The 16,482-nt window shown below is 65.0% G+C and carries 17 protein-coding genes; 9 read left to right on the top strand and 8 right to left on the bottom strand.

Going from position 1 to position 16,482, the window contains the following annotated elements:
• Positions 1-3 precede the first annotated feature (3 nt).
• Complete coding sequence (locus ACXMDY_RS07280; RefSeq protein WP_399241997.1) at positions 4-522, bottom strand: HdeD family acid-resistance protein; 519 nt, start codon at positions 520-522, stop codon at positions 4-6.
• Positions 523-676: 154 nt separating this feature from the next.
• Here ACXMDY_RS07280 and ACXMDY_RS07275 point away from each other — a divergent pair, with 154 nt between their 5' ends.
• From ACXMDY_RS07275 to ilvD, 8 genes are read left to right on the top strand one after another with little or no spacing between them, the layout of a single operon-like run.
• Positions 677-1,174: a DUF2231 domain-containing protein gene (locus tag ACXMDY_RS07275; RefSeq protein ID WP_259702246.1), complete on the top strand. Its 498-nt coding sequence runs from the start codon at positions 677-679 to the stop codon at positions 1,172-1,174.
• A gap of 26 nt (positions 1,175-1,200) precedes the next feature.
• Positions 1,201-1,785: a DUF2231 domain-containing protein gene (locus tag ACXMDY_RS07270; protein WP_399236246.1), complete on the top strand. Its 585-nt coding sequence runs from the start codon at positions 1,201-1,203 to the stop codon at positions 1,783-1,785.
• A complete protein-coding gene (locus ACXMDY_RS07265; RefSeq protein WP_259702248.1) occupies positions 1,782-2,708 on the top strand; it encodes a cytochrome c oxidase subunit II in 927 nt (308 codons plus the stop codon). The genes ACXMDY_RS07270 and ACXMDY_RS07265 overlap by 4 nt, the downstream gene beginning before the upstream one ends.
• A gap of 21 nt (positions 2,709-2,729) precedes the next feature.
• On the top strand, positions 2,730-4,418 hold the full coding sequence (gene ctaD / locus ACXMDY_RS07260; RefSeq protein ID WP_259702249.1) for a cytochrome c oxidase subunit I: 1,689 nt from the start codon (positions 2,730-2,732) through the stop codon (positions 4,416-4,418).
• Between the two features lie 3 nt (positions 4,419-4,421).
• Complete coding sequence (locus ACXMDY_RS07255) at positions 4,422-5,054, top strand: cytochrome c oxidase subunit 3 (protein ID WP_259702250.1); 633 nt, start codon at positions 4,422-4,424, stop codon at positions 5,052-5,054.
• Positions 5,051-6,556, top strand: a complete 1,506-nt coding sequence (locus tag ACXMDY_RS07250; RefSeq protein WP_259702251.1) for a GMC oxidoreductase — start codon at positions 5,051-5,053, stop codon at positions 6,554-6,556. The genes ACXMDY_RS07255 and ACXMDY_RS07250 overlap by 4 nt, the downstream gene beginning before the upstream one ends.
• Before the next feature lie 51 nt (positions 6,557-6,607).
• Positions 6,608-6,913 (top strand): hypothetical protein, encoded by a 306-nt coding sequence (locus ACXMDY_RS07245; protein ID WP_259702252.1) that lies wholly within the window; start codon positions 6,608-6,610, stop codon positions 6,911-6,913.
• A gap of 54 nt (positions 6,914-6,967) precedes the next feature.
• Positions 6,968-8,638, top strand: coding sequence for a dihydroxy-acid dehydratase (gene ilvD / locus ACXMDY_RS07240; RefSeq protein ID WP_259702253.1), 1,671 nt, complete (start codon positions 6,968-6,970; stop codon positions 8,636-8,638).
• On the opposite strand, the gene ACXMDY_RS07235 is transcribed toward ilvD, so the two are convergent.
• The 7 genes from ACXMDY_RS07235 to glpX all read right to left on the bottom strand — a co-directional run bounded on the left by ACXMDY_RS07235 (position 8,622) and on the right by glpX (position 15,592).
• A complete protein-coding gene (locus tag ACXMDY_RS07235) occupies positions 8,622-9,041 on the bottom strand; it encodes a hypothetical protein (RefSeq protein ID WP_259702254.1) in 420 nt (139 codons plus the stop codon). The two genes, ilvD and ACXMDY_RS07235, sit on opposite strands and share 17 nt — an antisense overlap.
• The gene (locus ACXMDY_RS07230) at positions 9,038-9,601 is read right to left on the bottom strand and encodes a CIA30 family protein (RefSeq protein WP_457767523.1); all 564 of its coding nucleotides are present in this window, start codon (positions 9,599-9,601) and stop codon (positions 9,038-9,040) included. The genes ACXMDY_RS07235 and ACXMDY_RS07230 overlap by 4 nt, the downstream gene beginning before the upstream one ends.
• Positions 9,601-10,347 carry a 6-phosphogluconolactonase gene (pgl, locus tag ACXMDY_RS07225; RefSeq protein ID WP_259702256.1) on the bottom strand — a complete coding sequence of 249 codons (747 nt, stop codon included), beginning with the start codon at positions 10,345-10,347 and terminating at the stop codon, positions 9,601-9,603. The genes ACXMDY_RS07230 and pgl overlap by 1 nt, the downstream gene beginning before the upstream one ends.
• Entirely contained in the window at positions 10,344-11,762 is a 1,419-nt protein-coding gene (gene gndA / locus ACXMDY_RS07220; RefSeq protein ID WP_259702257.1) for an NADP-dependent phosphogluconate dehydrogenase, read from the bottom strand. Before gndA ends, pgl begins: the two co-directional genes overlap by 4 nt.
• Before the next feature lie 87 nt (positions 11,763-11,849).
• The gene (locus ACXMDY_RS07215) at positions 11,850-13,145 is read right to left on the bottom strand and encodes a glucose-1-phosphate adenylyltransferase (RefSeq protein WP_259702258.1); all 1,296 of its coding nucleotides are present in this window, start codon (positions 13,143-13,145) and stop codon (positions 11,850-11,852) included.
• Positions 13,146-13,266: 121 nt separating this feature from the next.
• A complete protein-coding gene (locus ACXMDY_RS07210) occupies positions 13,267-14,577 on the bottom strand; it encodes a glutamyl-tRNA reductase (RefSeq protein WP_259702259.1) in 1,311 nt (436 codons plus the stop codon).
• 10 nt (positions 14,578-14,587) lie between these two features.
• Positions 14,588-15,592, bottom strand: a complete 1,005-nt coding sequence (gene glpX / locus ACXMDY_RS07205; RefSeq protein WP_259702260.1) for a class II fructose-bisphosphatase — start codon at positions 15,590-15,592, stop codon at positions 14,588-14,590.
• Positions 15,593-15,787: 195 nt separating this feature from the next.
• Here glpX and rpe point away from each other — a divergent pair, with 195 nt between their 5' ends.
• A complete protein-coding gene (gene rpe / locus ACXMDY_RS07200) occupies positions 15,788-16,471 on the top strand; it encodes a ribulose-phosphate 3-epimerase (protein WP_259702261.1) in 684 nt (227 codons plus the stop codon).
• The last annotated feature ends 11 nt before the right edge of the window (positions 16,472-16,482 follow it).

Raw genomic sequence — 16,482 nt, 5'->3', positions numbered from 1 at the left:
CGCTCAGGCCGCAGCCGAAGCCGGGCTGCTGAGCAGATTGACAGCGGAGAGGGCAAGGCCCACGCCGAACAGGGTGCCGATCGCCCAGAGGCTGTCGCTGGGCCATTCGGCGATCAGCAGCCCGCCGAGGATCGCCGTGACGACACCATCGGTGATCACCAGGGCTCGGGCCGGCCCTTCACTGGCGGCGGCGGCGGCGAGCTCCATCACCCCCTCGAAGGCCAGCAGCACCCCCACGAACAAGGTGAGGCTCACTTCGCTGCCCAGGGGAAACAGCAGGATCCAGATCCCGCTCACCAGGTAGAGGAGCCCGGACAGGGCCCGGAAGGCGATGGTGCGGCCATCCCCTCCCCGGACCCGCAGCAGTTGGGCCACCCCGGTGGCCACCGCCACACCGCCAAGGCCAAGGGTGAGCAGGGTGGCCGAGACGAACGGCAAGGCAACCGAGAGACCGGCTGCCGCGAACAGAAGCCCTGCCGTGAGCCAGCGCATCGATCGGGAGGCAGGTGCCGTCACGGCCATCACCACAAAAAGTCAGCCTAGGTGGACCCACTCAAGGGGTTCAGGAGGTGCAGGTCGCGCCAGCCCAGGTGGCTTGGAGCGGATTCGATGACAAAGCCGCGGTCGAGCCAGGGACCCGCCCAAGCTTGAAGGGTGTTCATCCAGGCACCGGGTCATGCTGGAGCTGTTGCCTCAGCTCAACGATCGCAACCTGCCCTGGATGGACACGATCCATCCGATCGTGGTGCATTTCGTGATCGCGATGGCCCTGATCGCCTTTGTCTTTGATCTGATCGGCGTGCTGGCCCGAAAGCCTGCGTTGTATGAGGTTTCCTTCTGGAACCTGCTCTTTGCCACCGCCGCGATCTTCGTGGCGATCATCTTCGGCCAGGTGGAGGCGGGTCTGGCCAACCCCTACGGCGCCTCCCGCGACATCCTCAACCTGCACAGCACCCTCGGCTGGGCTCTCGCCGGAGTCCTTTCCCTGCTGACCGGCTGGCGCTACGTGATCCGCAGCCGCAATCCGCTTCAGTTGCCGCTTGTTTTCCTCGGGGCAGGGTCCCTGCTCAGCCTGCTGGTGGTCGTGCAGGTGATTCTGGGCAATCAGCTGATCTGGGTCTACGGCCTCCACACCGTCAAGGTGGTCGAAGCCATGCGGGCGGGGCTGGTGTGATGGCTCTGGCCTCCGCCATCCTGTCGATGCCCCTTCTCGAACTCGGGGCCAACGATCTGCCTTACCGGTTGCCGATCCATCCCAACCTGGTGCATCTGAGCATCGGCCTGTTCGTGATCGCGATCGCCTTCGATGTGGCTGGTGCCGTGTTCCCGCTTGAGAAAAGGCTGTTCCGTTTTCTGGCCCTGCCGGTCAGCCGTGCCGGTTTCCATGATGTGGGCTGGTACAACCTGGTGGCCTGCTGTCTGATCAGCTTTTTCACGGTGGCCGCCGGCTTTGTGGAAATGCAGCTGGCCGTGCCTCTGCCAGGGATCACCAGCAGCTTCGGCCTCAGCAGCACCGCCACCATGCTCTGGCACGGCGCCGGCGGAGTCGCCCTGCTGTTCGCGATCGTGGTGATGACCCTGTGGCGAGGTGTGCAGCGTTTTGCCTGGCGTCGGGAGATGGGCCGTCAGGTGCAGTGGACCTACCTGCTGGCCGGGGTGCTGTTGCTCGGGATGATGGCCTGGCACGGCACCCTCGGAGCCCAGCTGGCGGTTGAATTCGGCGTGCACGTCACGGCGGATCAGCTCCTGGCGGGTGGAGCTGATCTGCACGAGGCCCTGCCATGACCACCACCCCTTCCCGCCCCGGCCTGACTGCGTTGAGCGGTCTGGCGGTCTGGCTGGGTCTGCTGGTCTGGTTCAGCTTCTGGATGGGACGTCAGTCCTATCGCTGGCTGCCGGTTCAGGCCTCCAGCGCGGCTCCCCTCGTCGATGGCCTGTTCAGCTTTGAAACCGCTGTTGCCACCTTTGTTTTTTCCGGGGTGGTGTCCGTGATGGCCTGGGTGATCCTGTTCAACCGGGCGGCCAAGTACGACGTCAGCGATGCGGCGCCGATCGAAGGCAACCTTCGTCTGGAGATCATCTGGACGGTGATCCCCCTGGTGCTGGTGATGGCGATCGCCGCCTACACGATCGATGTGAACCGCCAGATCGGCCTGATCGGTCCGATGGAGCACGTGCACGGTGGCCCGGAGACTGCCGCTGCCGATGGGTCGTCGCCCGCCTTCGAGATCGAGGTGATCTCCCGCCAGTGGTCCTGGGAGTTCCGCTATCCAGCCGCCGGTGTGACCAGCACGGAACTGCATCTGCCGCTCGAGCGTCGGGTCGGGCTGCAGCTTCGCAGTGAGGATGTGATTCATGGGTTCTATGTTCCGGCCTTCCGGCTCAAGCAGCAGGTGATTCCCGGTCGGGTGATTCCTTTTTTCATCACCCCAACCCGGCTGGGCCGCTACCGACTGCGCGACTCTGAATACAGCGGCACCTGGTTCGCCGCCAACCAGGTCGATGTGGTTGTCCAGAGCGAGGACGACTACCAGAGCTGGCTGCGCCGTGCCGCCAAACTCCCCTTGCAACCGGGTCTGAGTGACGCCTCCAGGGAGTACGCCCTCCAGCAGGGACGCAGCACCAGCAGCGGCTACGCCACCGTGGTCCCAGCCCCACCACCGATGGTCAATGTGCCCGGCTCCAACACCCTTCCCCACGACGGCTGATCACGCCATGACCTTCACGCCATGACCATCACACCTTTTGACCCCGGCATCGGTGAGCTTCCGAGCCCCCAGCCCCAGGCACCCAACGGCTGGAAGCGTTACTTCAGCTTCAATACGGATGCCAAGGTGATTGGCATTCAATACATCGCCACCGCCTTGATTTTTCTGCTGGTGGGTGGCCTGCTGGCGATGATCATGCGTGGTGAGTTGATCACCCCGGAGGCGGATCTGGTTGATCGCACCGTTTACAACGGCCTCTACACGATGCATGGCACGATCATGCTGTTCCTGTTCATGTTTCCGGTGCTCAATGGGCTTAATAACCTCTTGATTCCCTGCATGATCGGTGCCCCCGACATGGCATTTCCGCGGCTGAACGCCGCGGCTTTCTGGCTGGTTCCGGTGTTCGGGGTGATCCTGATGGCCAGCTTCCTGGTGCCGGGCGGGCCGGCCGCTTCCGGCTGGTGGTCCTATCCGCCGGTGAGCCTTCAGAACCCGCTGGGCCACCTGATCAACGGTGAGGCCCTCTGGATCGTGGCGGTGGCTCTTTCAGGCGTGTCTTCGATCATGGGGGCTCTGAACTTCGTTACCACGATCCTGCGGATGCGGGCCCCCGGCATGACTCTGTTCCGCATGCCGATCTTCTGCTGGACAGCCCTGTCGGCCCAGGTGATTCAGTTGATCGGCCTGCCGGCTCTCACCGGTGGGGCGGTGATGCTGTTGTTTGATCTGGTGGTGGGGACTTCGTTCTACCGGCCTGAGGGGGGCGGTGACCCGGTTCTTTATCAGCATTTCTTCTGGTTCTATTCCCATCCGGCCGTCTATGTGATCATTCTGCCGGTGTTCGGTGTGTTTTCGGAGCTGTTCCCGGTGTATGCCAGAAAGCCGCTGTTCGGCTACAAGTTTGTTGCAGCAGCTTCGCTGGTGATCGTTGGACTGAGCCTGGTGGTCTGGGTGCATCACATGTTCCCCAGTGGTGTGCCCCAGTGGATGCGTGATCTGTTCATGGTGACAACCATGCTGATTGCCGTGCCAACCGGTATCAAGGTGTTCGCCTGGCTGGCCACACTCTGGGGTGGGAAGATCAGGCTCAACACCCCGATGCTGTTTGCCCTCGGTGGGCTGTTCAACTTCGTGTTCGCAGGGGTCACCGGCATCATGCTGGCCACCGTACCGGTGGACATCCACGTCAACAACACTTATTTTGTGGTGGGACATTTCCACTACGTGATCTATGGGGCTGCCACCATGGGTGTGTATGCCGCGATCTACCACTGGTTTCCCAAGTTCACTGGCCGGATGTACTACGAGGGATTGGGAAAGCTTCATTTCCTCCTCACGTTCATCGGCACCAATCTCAACTTCTTTCCCATGCATCCTCTTGGCTTGATGGGAATGCCTCGGCGCGTGTCTTCCTACGACCCGGAATTCGCCTTCTGGAATGTGATCGCCAGCCTGGGTGCCTTCCTGCTCGGCGTCTCGATCATTCCCTTTCTGCTCAACCTGGTCAGCTCCCTGGTCCGGGGCGAGCGAGCGCCGGCCAATCCCTGGAATGCGATCGGCCTTGAGTGGTTGTTGCCTTCGCCGCCACCCACCGAGAATTTCGAAGATCATGTCCCCACCGTGATCAGCGGTCCCTATGGCTACGGCACCGGCCTGCCCCTGGTGGAAAACCAGGAGGCCTATGAACGCTCCCTGCAGCAGGTCTGACCAATGATCGTCACCCCCGCCAGCCCAGAGCCAACCCCCGGCCTCCAGCCATCCACCGGCCAGATCTCCAGCCACGGGAGCCACGGTGGCCATGCCAACCACACGCTGACCGGATTCATCATCTTTCTCTGCTCCGAGAGCGTCATTTTCCTGGCTTTCTTCACGGGGTACGCCGTGCTGAAGCTCTCCGCTCTCAACTGGCTGCCGCCAGGTGTGGAGGGATTGGAATGGCGCACACCACTGGCTTACACAGCCGTGCTGGTTTCCAGCAGCGGCACGATCGCTGTTGCTGAATGGTGTCTGAAACGAGGCCGTTTATGGGGCTTTCGCGCCTTCTGGTTGCTCAGCATGGCGATGGGTTCGCTGTTTCTCTATGGCCAGGCGATCGAGTGGAGTGGGCTCGGCTTCGGCTTCACCTCCGGGACGTTTGGCGGCTGCTTCTATCTGCTCACCGGTTTCCATGGCCTCCATGTCGCCACGGGTGTGTTGTTGATGGGGCTGATGCTGATCCGCTCTTTCTTGCCTGGCAATTACGAGGGCGGGGAGCAGGGGGTCGTGGCAGCCTCCCTGTTCTGGCATTTCGTTGATGTGATCTGGGTGCTTCTCTTCTTGCTTCTTTATATCTGGCCAGCATGATCATCGATGATGACCACTACGACGTGATCGTGATCGGCAGCGGCGCTGCCGGTGGCACCGTGGCCGCGGCGCTGGCGGCTATGGGACGCTCGGTGTTGATTCTGGAGCGGGGAGGCAGCCTTCCCCAGGAGGATCAGAACGTCGCTGATATCGACCTGTTCCGCAAGGATCGCTATCACCCCGCCGAGCAGTGGTTCGGCACCGATGGCGATCCGTTCAACCCCCAGGCGATCTACGCCCTCGGTGGCAACACCAAGATCTGGGGCGCTGTTCTGGAGCGGATGCGGGCTGCGGAATTCGACGGTCTGGCCATGCAGACCGGCCGGGCGCCGGCCTGGGGTCTCGATTACGCCGATTTCGCCCCCTGGTATGACCGGGCCGAGGCGCTTTACCGGGTGCACGGCGCCGCCGGCATCGATCCGACCGAGCCGGAGCGAACGGGGGCCTACCTCCACCAGCCCCGGCCGATCGAGCCATTCCTGGAGCCGCTGCGCTCCGGCTTGGAGCGCCAGGGCTGTCGCCCCTACGATCTGCCGCTCACCTGGTCGGAGGACCTGGCCGATCCCACCGGCGATGCCGAGTTGTTCGGCGTCATACCCGCCCTGGAGCAGAGCGCCACCCGCCTGCGCACCCAGGCCAGGGTCCGGCGCCTGCATGTCAATCCCAGTGGCACCGAGGTCCGGGGGGTCGAGGCTGAAATCAAGGGTCAGCGCTGGTTGTTTCGTGCTGATCAGGTGGTTCTCGCCGCCGGCGCGATCAACACCCCCGCCATCCTGCTGGCCTCAGCCAGCGATCCCCACCCGGATGGGCTGGCCAACGGCTCCGGGCTGGTGGGGCGTCATCTGATGAAACTGCAGCTCAGCGCGATTCTGCAGAGAGCCAGCGAGCCCAACTCCGGCCGGTATCCCCGCAGCCTCGGCATCAACGACTACTACTGGGGCGACAAGAATGTCAGCTTTCCTCTCGGCCACATCGAAAGTGGCGGTGGTGTGCTGCAGGATCCCCTCTTCGCCGAGTCACCGCCGGTGCTGTCCCTGGTCAGCCGGCTGCTTCCGAAGGCTGGCCTGGAGCGGTTGGCGGCCCGCTCGGTGTGCTGGTGGGCCACCAGCGCCGTGCTGCCCGACCCCGATAACCGCATCACCCTGCGCAACGATCGGATCAGGATCCATTACCTGCCCAACAACCTCGAAGCCCACGACCGGCTTGTTTATCGCTGGCTCGATACCCTCCAGGCCGTGGAGGCCGACCCCCTCGTGACCGTGGTCAACCGGTCCTGGATTCACCCCCGGGGCGAGGCCCCCCTGGCGGTGATGGGCTACGCCTGCGGAACCTGCCGCATGGGCAGCGACCCATCGAGCTCGGTGGTGGATCTGCAGGGTCGCTGCCATGGCATCGGCAACCTCACCATTGCCGATGCCAGCGTTTTCCCCAGCTGCCCCGGCCTCTCGCCAGGTCTGACGATCATCGCCAACGCCCTGCGGCTGGCCGAACATCTGGCCTGATCAGCCGCCCTTAGTCTGGACCACACCTGGGATCGGGAAAGGAGAAGGTCGATGGGCGAGCTCAGAGAACGCAATCAGCCCAGGAGCACCGGCCTGTTGGCCAGCGCCATCGGCGGTGCCCTGGTCGGTGCAGCCGGTCTGGGCTGGTGGTTGCTCTCGGAGGCGGAGCGGCGGCGCCAGGCCCTGCGTCAGCGCCGCAGCCTCAGCCTTTCACGGCTGCAGGAGGGCTCACGCGATGGGGAACTCGGTGAACACCGCCCCCTGCTGGACAGTGAATTGCAGCACAAGGTCAAGGAGCTGAACCGGGCCATCGAGGATGTGCGACGCCAGCTGGAGTGCCTCAGCCCCGAAGACTGAGGCGAGGCCCGCTCCGGCCGGATCGTTAACTTGCTTGAGCTGCTCCCCTTGCCCATGCTCCGCTCTGCCGCCATCACCGCAGGCATCCAGCGGTCCCCCAATCGCGCCATGCTGCGGGCCGTCGGTTTTGGCGACGCTGATTTCGACAAGCCGATCATCGGCATCGCCAATGGCTACAGCACGATCACTCCCTGCAACCTGGGGCTGAACGACCTCACCGAGCGGGCCGTGGCAGCGGCCCAGTCGGCGGGGGCGATGCCGCAGACCTTCGGCACCATCACCGTCAGCGACGGCATCTCGATGGGCACCGAGGGCATGAAGTATTCGCTGGTGAGCCGGGAGGTGATCGCCGATTCGATCGAAACCGCCTGCAACGCTCAGAGCATGGACGGCCTGCTGGCGATCGGCGGCTGCGACAAGAACATGCCCGGCGCCATGCTCGCCATGGCCCGCATGAACATCCCGGCGATCTTTGTGTACGGCGGCACGATCAAGCCCGGTCGGCTCGGCCCCTGCGATCTCACCGTGGTGAGTGCCTTCGAGGCGGTGGGTCAGTTCTCCGGTGGCCGCATCGACGCAGCCGAACTGCTGGCGATCGAGAAGAACGCCTGCCCCGGTGCCGGTAGCTGTGGCGGCATGTTCACCGCCAACACGATGAGCTCGGCCTTTGAAGCGATGGGCCTGAGCCTGCCGGGCAGCTCCACCATGGCGGCCGAGGATCCAGAGAAGGCCGAAAGCGCTGCACGCTCTGCCGAGGTGCTGGTGCGGGCGATTGCGGCGAACATCTGCCCCCGCGATCTGATCACCCGCGAGGCGATCGAGAATGCGATCAGCGTGATCATGGCCGTCGGCGGCTCCACCAATTCGGTGCTGCACCTGCTGGCGATCGCCCGCACCGCCGAGGTGCCGCTCACCATCGACGACTTTGAAACCATCCGCCAGCGGGTGCCGGTGATCTGCGATCTCAAGCCCAGCGGCCGCTACGTGACCGTGGATCTGCACAACGCCGGCGGCATCCCCCAGGTGATGAAGCTGCTGCTCGATGCCGGCCTGCTGCACGGCGATTGCGGCACGATCGAGGGGCGCACCCTGCGCGAGGTGCTCGCCGATGTGCCAAGCGAGCCCCCGGCCGATCAGGACGTGATCCGGCCCCTGTCCAATCCGCTCTATGCCAAGGGGCACCTGGCCATCCTCAAGGGCAATCTGGCGGAAGAGGGGGCGGTGGCCAAGATCAGCGGCGTCAAGACCCCGGTGATCACCGGCCCGGCCCGGGTATTCGAGAGCGAGGAGAGTGCCCTGGAGGCGATTCTCGCCGGTGGGGTCCATGCCGGCGACGTGGTGGTGGTGCGCTACGAGGGCCCGGTGGGTGGTCCTGGCATGCGCGAGATGCTTTCCCCCACCGCCGCGATCGTGGGCCAGGGGCTGGGTGAATCGGTTGCGCTGATCACCGATGGGCGCTTCAGCGGCGGCTCCTACGGCCTGGTGGTGGGCCATGTGGCCCCTGAGGCCGCCGTGGGCGGCACCATCGCCCTGGTGGAAGAGGGCGACAGCATCACCGTGGATGCCCACCAATTGCTGATCCAGTTGAACGTGGAGGCGTCTGAACTTCAGCGCCGCCGGGCTGCCTGGGTGAAACCCGAGCCCCGCTATCGCACCGGCGTGCTGGGCAAGTACGCTCGCCTGGTGAGCAGCAGCAGCCTGGGGGCGGTCACCGATCAGGGCTGAGCAAGGCCCGCAGGCGCCGGGCCAGGGCCTCCAGGGGTGCCCCTTGGCTCGGGCGTTCGGTGCGCAGCCCGGTCTCCGCGTCCATCCAGACGGGATGCTGGCCATGCCAGAGCATCGGCAATGCCGGTTGCTCCGGCCAGCTGAGCATCAGGTGAAGCTCGTCGCCGCTGCGGTACAGCTCCAGCTCGATGTCCAGCTCCGGCAGTCGTTCACCATCGGCGCGGCGCGGTTGGATCCGCAGGCACTGGTCCACGGGATCGTCGAGCGGTGGGCCGGGCTCGCTGCCCAGCTTGGCAGGCAGCGCCTCCCCGACCATCTCACCTACCACCGCATGGCGGTGGGGCTTGAGGCAGAGATCGGCGGCGACGGCGATTCGCCGGCTCAGCTCTTCCGGCACCGTCACGGCAGGGCCCGCACCGCCAGCAGGGAGAACTGCAGAGGCCCGGCCCGGAAGCCGGCATTGAGCTGACCATCGTCCCCAAACTTCGAATGCAGGATCTGCAACCGGGTGACCCGGCAGGCATCGAAGCGCAGCGGCAGGTTGAGGGGGCGGGCCCGCACCGAGGCCCGCAACTGATCGAAGCCGATCTCAACCAGCTGGGCTGGCTGATCCGGGGAGAGGACGGAGGTGTCGAACTCCGCCACCCAGCGCAGGCCGCCTGGAATCAGTTCGGTCAGTCCGGCCAACCCGTCGGCGCAGGCCACGGCGAGCTTGTAGCGCCGGCCATCGCCGCGCACTTCCAGCTGCAGGGCCCGGTAGGCGCCCAGGTCGAGGGGGGGAGAGAACAGGGGAGACCTGCAGCTGACAAATCCACCACCCTGCTCGACCACCTCTGCCTCCAGGACCAGACCCTCCGGACCGACACGGCAGGCACCGCTGCTGCTCCCACCCATGATCGTGTCGTTGAGCGCCAGCCAGCCACTGAAGCCATCTCCGCTCACCAGCAGCATCGGCGACCTCATCAAGGCGATTGCGATTCGCTCATCCAGCCTGCCGCAGCAGCTGGATCGGCCAGGATCAGCACGGGTGTGCGTGGGCGCACCAATCGGGCCGGGGTGCGGCTGGCGGGCTCGTTGGGATCGACCAGCCGTTGCAGGGCCTGCTGTTTCCCCTCCCCGCTCACCAGAAAGATCACCCGCCGCGCCGCACTGAGCACCGGCGCCGTGAGGGTGACTCGCGGCAGCCCTTTGCCTTCGCTCACGGTGACGCTGCGATCGGTGACGCCGGTGGCGGCGGTGCCGGGAAAGAGAGAGGCGGTGTGTCCGTCGTCGCCCAGGCCGAGCAGAACCAGATCAAACACCGGTGGGTCGCCGGGGCAAAGCCGGCCCAACAGCTCGGCGTAGGCGAGAGCGGCCTCGCCTGGACTGGCTTGATCCGTGGGGACCGGATGGAAACAGGCCATCGAGCCAGGACCTGCCGCCAGCAGGGATCGCCGCAGCATCAGAGCATTGCTCGAGGGATCATCAGCCGGCACGAAGCGCTCATCACCGAGCAGAACATCGACCCGCTCCCAGGGCAGGTGCTGCTCACCCAGCAGCCGGTAGGCGACTTCCGGGGTGGTGCCGCCGGCCAGGGCGATCTGGGCACGATTCCGCTCCGCCAGGGCCAGGTCGATCGTGGTGGCGATCGTTTCAGCCGCCAGGCGAGCCAGGGCCTGGCGATCAGCAGCTTTTTCGAGCCGGTAGGTGACGGGGGCAGACCCGCTCATCCGAGCCACTCGGTGTGGAAGGCACCGTCGCGGTCCACGCGCCCGTAGGTGTGGGCGCCGAAGCAGTCACGCATGGCCTGCAGCAGGTTCTGGGGCAGGCGGGCGGTGCGGTAGCTGTCGATGTAATCGAGGGTGCTGCTCAGGCACGGCACGGGAATGCCGGCCAGGGCGGCATCCGCCACCACCTGGCGCAGGCCGGGCAGACGGCGGTTGATCTGCTCGGCGAACCAGGGGTCCACCATCAGGTTCGCCAGACCCGGGTTGGCGTCGTAGGCGTCCTGGATGCGCTGCAGCAGGCGGGCGCGGATGATGCATCCCCCCTTCCAGATCTGGGCGATCGAGGAGAGCTGCAGCTTGTAGTCGTGCAGCTTGGAGGCTTCCACCAGCAGGGCCATGCCCTGGGCGTAGCTGGCAATGCAGGCAAGAATCACCGCATCGCGCAGTGGCGGCAGGCCATCGGCCGCCGCGCCCAGGTCGACGGGGTGGGGCGCCGGGCCCGGCAGCACCGCTTCGGCGGCCACTCGTTCCGTTTTCATCGAGCTCATCACCCGGCCATTGAGGGAGGCGTAGATGGTGGGCACGGGCACCCCCATCTCCAGAGCACTGATCACGGTCCAGAGGCCGGTGCCTTTCTGGCCGGCCACATCGAGGATTTTCTCGACCAGGTCGCCGCCATCCTCGGGATCGCGGGTGCGCAGGCACACCTCGGTGATCTCGACCAGATAGGAGGAGAGTTCTTCGAGCTGGTTCCAGCCGTCGAACACATCCGCCATGGCGATGCCTTCGAGGCCGGCGCCCCGCTTCATCAGGTCGTAGGCCTCCACCAGGATCTGCTCGATCCCGTATTCGATGCCGTTGTGCACCGTTTTCACGAAATGGCCGGCGCCACCGGGGCCGATGTAGGTGACGCAGGGGCCGTCCTCCACCTGGGCGGCCATCTTGGTCACCAGGCTCTCAATCGCGTCGTAGGCCGCCTTGGTGCCGCCCGGCATCATGCTCGGCCCCTCCAGGGCCCCTTTGGCGCCGCCGGAGACGCCCATGCCGATGTAGCCGAAGCTCTTGCTCTCCAGCTCCTTCACCCGCCGCTCGGTGTCGGTGTAGAGGGAGTTGCCACCGTCGATCAGCAGATCGTCCTCCTCCAGGAAGGGGGAGATCGCGGCGATGGTGTCGTCGATCGGCTGGCCCGCCTTGATCATCATCAGGATGCGGCGGGGGCGCTCCAGGCTGGCGACGAACTCCTCAAGGGTATGGGCGCCGATGATCTGGAGGCCGGCGCCGCGACCGTTGAGGAACTCTTCCGTCTTGGCCCAGGTGCGGTTGTAGACGACGCTGGAGAAGCCGTTGCGCTCGGCGTTGAGGACAAGGTTCTCGCCCATCACGCCCAGGCCGATCAGGCCGAAGTGCGCTTTGCTCATGTCAGGAGGGCTTGCAAACCTTTCGGTGCCAGTGTGCCCGTGGGCCAGGCCCGACGCCGTCGCGGGCGTGGCTGTGTCAGCAACCGCTCAGATCACCGTGCCATCGGCCACCGTGGCGTTCTTCTCCACCACCACGATGCCGTTGCGGATGTAGAAGCCCAGCTCGGGGCGGTCGGCTTCTTCGATGTGATCCTTGTTCACGATCGTGACGTTGCGGCCGATCCGCACGTTCTTGTCAAGGATGGCGCGCCGCACGGTGGTGCCATGGCCCACCCCCAGCGGGATGCCGCCCCGTTCCCGCAGAACGGCGCGCTCCTCGGCGGATTCGTAGTAATCGGCGCCCATCACCAGGGTGTCCTGCAGCACCACTTCCCCCTCGATCCTGGAGCGCACACCGAGCACGCAATGGTGGATGCTGCAGGCCTGCAGAAGGGATCCTTCCCCGATGATCGACTGGGTGACCTGGGTGTCGAGCAGTTTGCTGGGGGGCAGGTAACGAGGCCGTGTGTAGATCGGGAACTTCTCGTCATAGAAGGAGAAGGCAGGCCTGGGTTGATCGGTGAGGGCCAGGTTGGCTTCGTAGAAGGCCCCGATCGTGCCGATGTCCTCCCAGTAGTCATCGAAGAGGAAACTCTGCAGGTTGTCGCCGCGGCCCAGGGCCAGAGGGATGATCTCCTTGCCGAAATCGGTGGCGCCTGGGTTGCTGCTCAGCAGGTCGAAGAGGGTGTGGCGGCTGAACACATAGATCCCCATCGAGGCGAGATAGGGACGACGGGCCGCCTCCGCTTCCGCCAGACCGAGTTTGGCCGTATTCATCTTCATGGCCGCCAGCGCCGCGCCCTTCGGTTTTTCGCTGAATTCCCGGATCCGTCCATCGTCGTCGGCGCGCATCAGGCCGAAGCCTTCGGCCTGCGCTTCATCCACCGGCAGCGCACCGACGCTGAGGTCTGCACCGGTTTCGATGTGGTGCTTCACGAAACGGCTGTAGTCCATCCGGTAGAGCTGGTCACCGGAGAGGATCAGGTAGTGGTCCACGTCCCATTCCTGGAACAGCCACTGGTATTTGCGCACCGCATCGGCGGTGCCTTCAAACCAGCTGGGGCTGTCCGGGGTCTGCTGGGCAGCGAGCACCTCCACGAAGCCCTGGCCGAAACCTGCCGAGAGGTTGTAGGTCTGGGTGAGGTGTCGGTTCAGGGAAGCGCTGTTGAACTGGGTCAACACGTAGATCTTGTTGATCCCCGAATTGATGCAGTTGCTGATCGGAATATCGATCAGACGGTACTTGCCGGCCAGGGGAACGGCTGGCTTGGCCCGCATCTTGGTGAGGGGATAGAGGCGGGTGCCCGCTCCTCCGCCGAGGATGATCGCCAGAACCCGCTTCATGACTCACTCTTCACAGGTCTGTTTCCAGCACCAGAGCACCGTACCGGAGCGTTTGACCGGGCAAGGCGGCTGCCTGTGGACCGCACCAAACTGTGGCAATGGCCACCATCCCCTGGCCTGATCAAGCGTCGGGGCTGCCGCCGTCAAGCTCGAAGAGCTCATGCAGCACCTGCATGGCCAGATGCCGCTGCTGTCTGGGCTGGGGAGCCCGCAGATGGGTGACAGGGCTGTGCAACACCTTGTTGATGATCCCTTTGCTGAGTGCTTCGACGACTTTCCGCTCCCGGGCGGACAGATCGGGCCCCATGCGGCTGAGGGCTTTCTGAAGCTCCTGTTCCCGGATCGTCTCAAGGGTCTGGCGCAACCGGTTCAAGGTGGGCACCGCTTCCAGACCATCCCACCATTCCAGGAACTGGCGGGTTTCGTCCTGCAGCAGACCTTCGGCCTCGATGGCAACCTCGCGCCTGGCCTCCTGGTTGCGGGTCACCACTTCCTGGAGATCGTCCACGTCGTAGGCATCCACGCCAGCGAGATCGCTGACACCCGAGCGGATGTTGCGGGGAACGCCGATGTCGATCAGCATCAGTGCCGAGCGCCGGTTGAGCCCCCCAAGCCGGGTTGCGTCGATGATCGGCTGCTCCGCAGCGGTGCTGGTGAACACCAATGAGCAGGTGCTGAGGCAGTGGTCGAGGTCGGAAAGGGGTCTGCACTGCACCGGCAGCTCGGGGAAATCGGCAGCAAGGGCCTCGGCCCGCTCCACGGTGCGGTTGAGCAGCACGAGGGCGCGACATCCCTTGGCCTGCAGATGCTGCAGCAGCAGCCGCGCCATCCGGCCTGCCCCCACCACGGCCACCTGCTCCTGATCCAGCGAGACCAGGTCATCGAGGCCCCGGGCCTGGCCCAGCTTCAGCTGGGCGAGCTCAACAGCAGCCGAGCTGATCGACACCGCGCCGGTGCCCAGGTTGGTTTCGGTGCGCACCCGCTTGCCGGTGCTCACCGCCTGGTTGAGCAGCCGGTTGAGGATCGGCCCGATCGAGCCATGCTCCTGCCCCAGCCTCACCATCTTTTTCACCTGGGAGAGGATCTGCCCCTCGCCCAGCACGAGGCTGTCAAGGCCGGCGGCGACCCGCAGCAGGTGAACCACCGCCTCTTCGTGGTGGTAGGTGAACAGATGGGGAGTGAGATCGCCGAACTCCAGCCCTGAGTGCCGACTCAGAAAGGAGCCCACCGCCGTGATTCCCTGCTCCTGGCTACGCAGCAGGGTGTAGATCTCCAGCCGGTTGCAGGTGCTGAGGATGGAAGCCTCCAGCACCTGGGAATCGCCGCGCAGGGTCTGGAGGGATTCCTCCATCGTTTGCTCGGGGATGCTGAGCCGCTCGCGGATCTCGACCGGGGCCGTGCGATGGCTGAGGCCGACGACGGCGATGTGCATGGGGAGGGGTTCAGCGCAGGGCGACGCTCTGGGCGCCGTCCTTGATGTGGATCGTGTCGGTGAAGCGGGCGCTTTGATCGAGGGAACTGATGATCAGGCTGCTGGTGCGGGTGCAGTCGTGCTCGAAGACGACCCCCTTGAACAGCAGGCCGGGGGTGATGCCGCTGCCTGCGAACACCACATTCTCCCCGGAGGCCAGTTCCTCGGCTTCATAAACCTTATCGATGTCGGTGATGCCCATCGAGTGGAGCCTTTCCACGTTGCCCTCCCTGGTGTAATCGGCCCACTCGGTTGTCTGGGCAATGGCCGGGTCGTAGACCAGCTGGCCCTGGAAGTGGGCGCCCAGGCAGCGCAGGGCTGCGGCGGAGATCACCCCTTCAGGGGCGGCGCCGATGCCCATCAGGCAGTGGGTGCCGGTGCCGGCGAAGCCGCAGGCGATCGCCGCCTGAACGTCACCGTCGCTGATCGGCTTGACCCGGGCACCGGTGGCACGGATCTCGGCGATCAGCTCCTTGTGGCGGGCCCGATCCATCACCACGATCACCAGCTCGCTGGCAGGCAGGCCGAGGCACTCGCTCAGAATGGCGATGTTCTCGGTGGCGCTCTTGCGGATGTCCACCTTGCCCTTGGCGGCCGGGGGAGCCGCCAGCTTCTTCATGTAGAAGTCGGGAGCATTGAACAGCCCGCCGCGATCGGAGGCGGCCAGCACGGCCATCGAGCCATCCTGGGCGTTGGCGCAGAGGTTGGTTCCCTCGCAGGGATCCACGGCGAAGTCAACGCCGGGGCCGGTGCCGCTGCCCACTTCCTCGCCGATGTACAGCATGGGGGCTTCGTCCCGTTCCCCCTCGCCGATCACGATCCGGCCCTGCATGACGATGGAGCCCATGCGCTTCCGCATCGCCTCCACGGCAGCCGCATCGGCCTCATCCTTCTTCCCCAGCCCGGTGAGATGGGCAGAGGCAATGGCGGCCTGCTCGACGACTTCGAGCAGTTCCTGAATGAGGGTGCGATCCACGGGGGTCTGGCAGAGAGGGAGAAAACGTCAACTGAAAGGCCGGCAGTTCAGCTGCAGCAAGGCCTTTCAGCCATTAGACGATCGATACTGTATCAGCGACGATCAGGGCTCACCGGCCGGGTCTGTCCGGCCTGTTCCAGGCTTCCAGCCGATTCCTACAATCACGGTGCTCCTTATGCCCCAGTGGCCCCAGCCATGAGCACGAAGCCTCTGGTGATCGCTCCGTCGATCCTTTCCGCTGATTTCGCCCGCCTCGGCGATGAGGTCAGGGCCGTCGACGAAGCCGGTGCCGACTGGATCCATGTCGACGTCATGGACGGCCGCTTCGTGCCCAACATCACGATCGGCCCGCTGATCGTCGAGGCCCTCCGTCCGGTGACTACCAAGCCGCTCGACGTTCATCTGATGATCGTGGAGCCGGAGAACTATGTGGCGGATTTCGCCAAGGCCGGAGCCGACCACATCTACGTGCAGGTGGAAGCCTGCCCGCACCTTCATCGCAATCTTGGTCAGATCAAGGACCTGGGCAAGAAAGCCGGTGCGGTGCTCAACCCCGGCACCTCGCTCGACACCCTGGAGTACTGCCTGGAGCTCTGTGACCTGGTTCTGATCATGAGCGTCAACCCCGGCTTCGGCGGGCAGAGCTTCATCCCTTCGGCGGTCGAAAAGGTGCGGCGTCTGCGGCGGATGTGTGATGAACGGGGTCTCGATCCCTGGATCGAGGTGGACGGTGGCCTCAAGGCCAACAATGCCTGGCAGGTGATCGAGGTGGGAGCCAACGCGATTGTTTCGGGTTCAGGGGTGTTCAATCAGCCCGATTACCGCGAGGCGATCAGCGGCATTCGCCACAGCCGCCGACCCGAAACAGTCCTGGTCTGAAGGGGCGACCG

This window comes from Cyanobium sp. ULC082, from assembly GCF_977927535.1.
The sequence above is the reverse complement of the archived record's forward strand: the minus strand, read 5'-3'. Positions and strand labels throughout refer to the sequence as shown.

Bases quoted from the DNA above. Each gene is read 5' to 3' on its own strand.
- ACXMDY_RS07275 (WP_259702246.1), top strand. From the start codon at position 677: ATGCTGGAGCTGTTGCCTCAGCTCAACGATCGCAACCTGCCCTGGATG.
- ACXMDY_RS07250 (WP_259702251.1), top strand. From the start codon at position 5,051: ATGATCATCGATGATGACCACTACGACGTGATCGTGATCGGCAGCGGC.
- ACXMDY_RS07215 (WP_259702258.1), bottom strand. From the start codon at position 13,145: ATGAAGCGGGTTCTGGCGATCATCCTCGGCGGAGGAGCGGGCACCCGC.
- gndA (WP_259702257.1), bottom strand. From the start codon at position 11,762: ATGAGCAAAGCGCACTTCGGCCTGATCGGCCTGGGCGTGATGGGCGAG.
- ACXMDY_RS07270 (WP_399236246.1), top strand. From the start codon at position 1,201: ATGCCCCTTCTCGAACTCGGGGCCAACGATCTGCCTTACCGGTTGCCG.
- ACXMDY_RS07280 (WP_399241997.1), bottom strand. From the start codon at position 522: ATGGCCGTGACGGCACCTGCCTCCCGATCGATGCGCTGGCTCACGGCA.
- ACXMDY_RS07245 (WP_259702252.1), top strand. From the start codon at position 6,608: ATGGGCGAGCTCAGAGAACGCAATCAGCCCAGGAGCACCGGCCTGTTG.
- rpe (WP_259702261.1), top strand. From the start codon at position 15,788: ATGAGCACGAAGCCTCTGGTGATCGCTCCGTCGATCCTTTCCGCTGAT.
- ACXMDY_RS07255 (WP_259702250.1), top strand. From the start codon at position 4,422: ATGATCGTCACCCCCGCCAGCCCAGAGCCAACCCCCGGCCTCCAGCCA.
- ACXMDY_RS07210 (WP_259702259.1), bottom strand. From the start codon at position 14,577: ATGCACATCGCCGTCGTCGGCCTCAGCCATCGCACGGCCCCGGTCGAG.
- ilvD (WP_259702253.1), top strand. From the start codon at position 6,968: ATGCTCCGCTCTGCCGCCATCACCGCAGGCATCCAGCGGTCCCCCAAT.
- ACXMDY_RS07230 (WP_457767523.1), bottom strand. From the start codon at position 9,601: ATGAGGTCGCCGATGCTGCTGGTGAGCGGAGATGGCTTCAGTGGCTGG.
- pgl (WP_259702256.1), bottom strand. From the start codon at position 10,347: ATGAGCGGGTCTGCCCCCGTCACCTACCGGCTCGAAAAAGCTGCTGAT.
- ACXMDY_RS07265 (WP_259702248.1), top strand. From the start codon at position 1,782: ATGACCACCACCCCTTCCCGCCCCGGCCTGACTGCGTTGAGCGGTCTG.
- ctaD (WP_259702249.1), top strand. From the start codon at position 2,730: ATGACCATCACACCTTTTGACCCCGGCATCGGTGAGCTTCCGAGCCCC.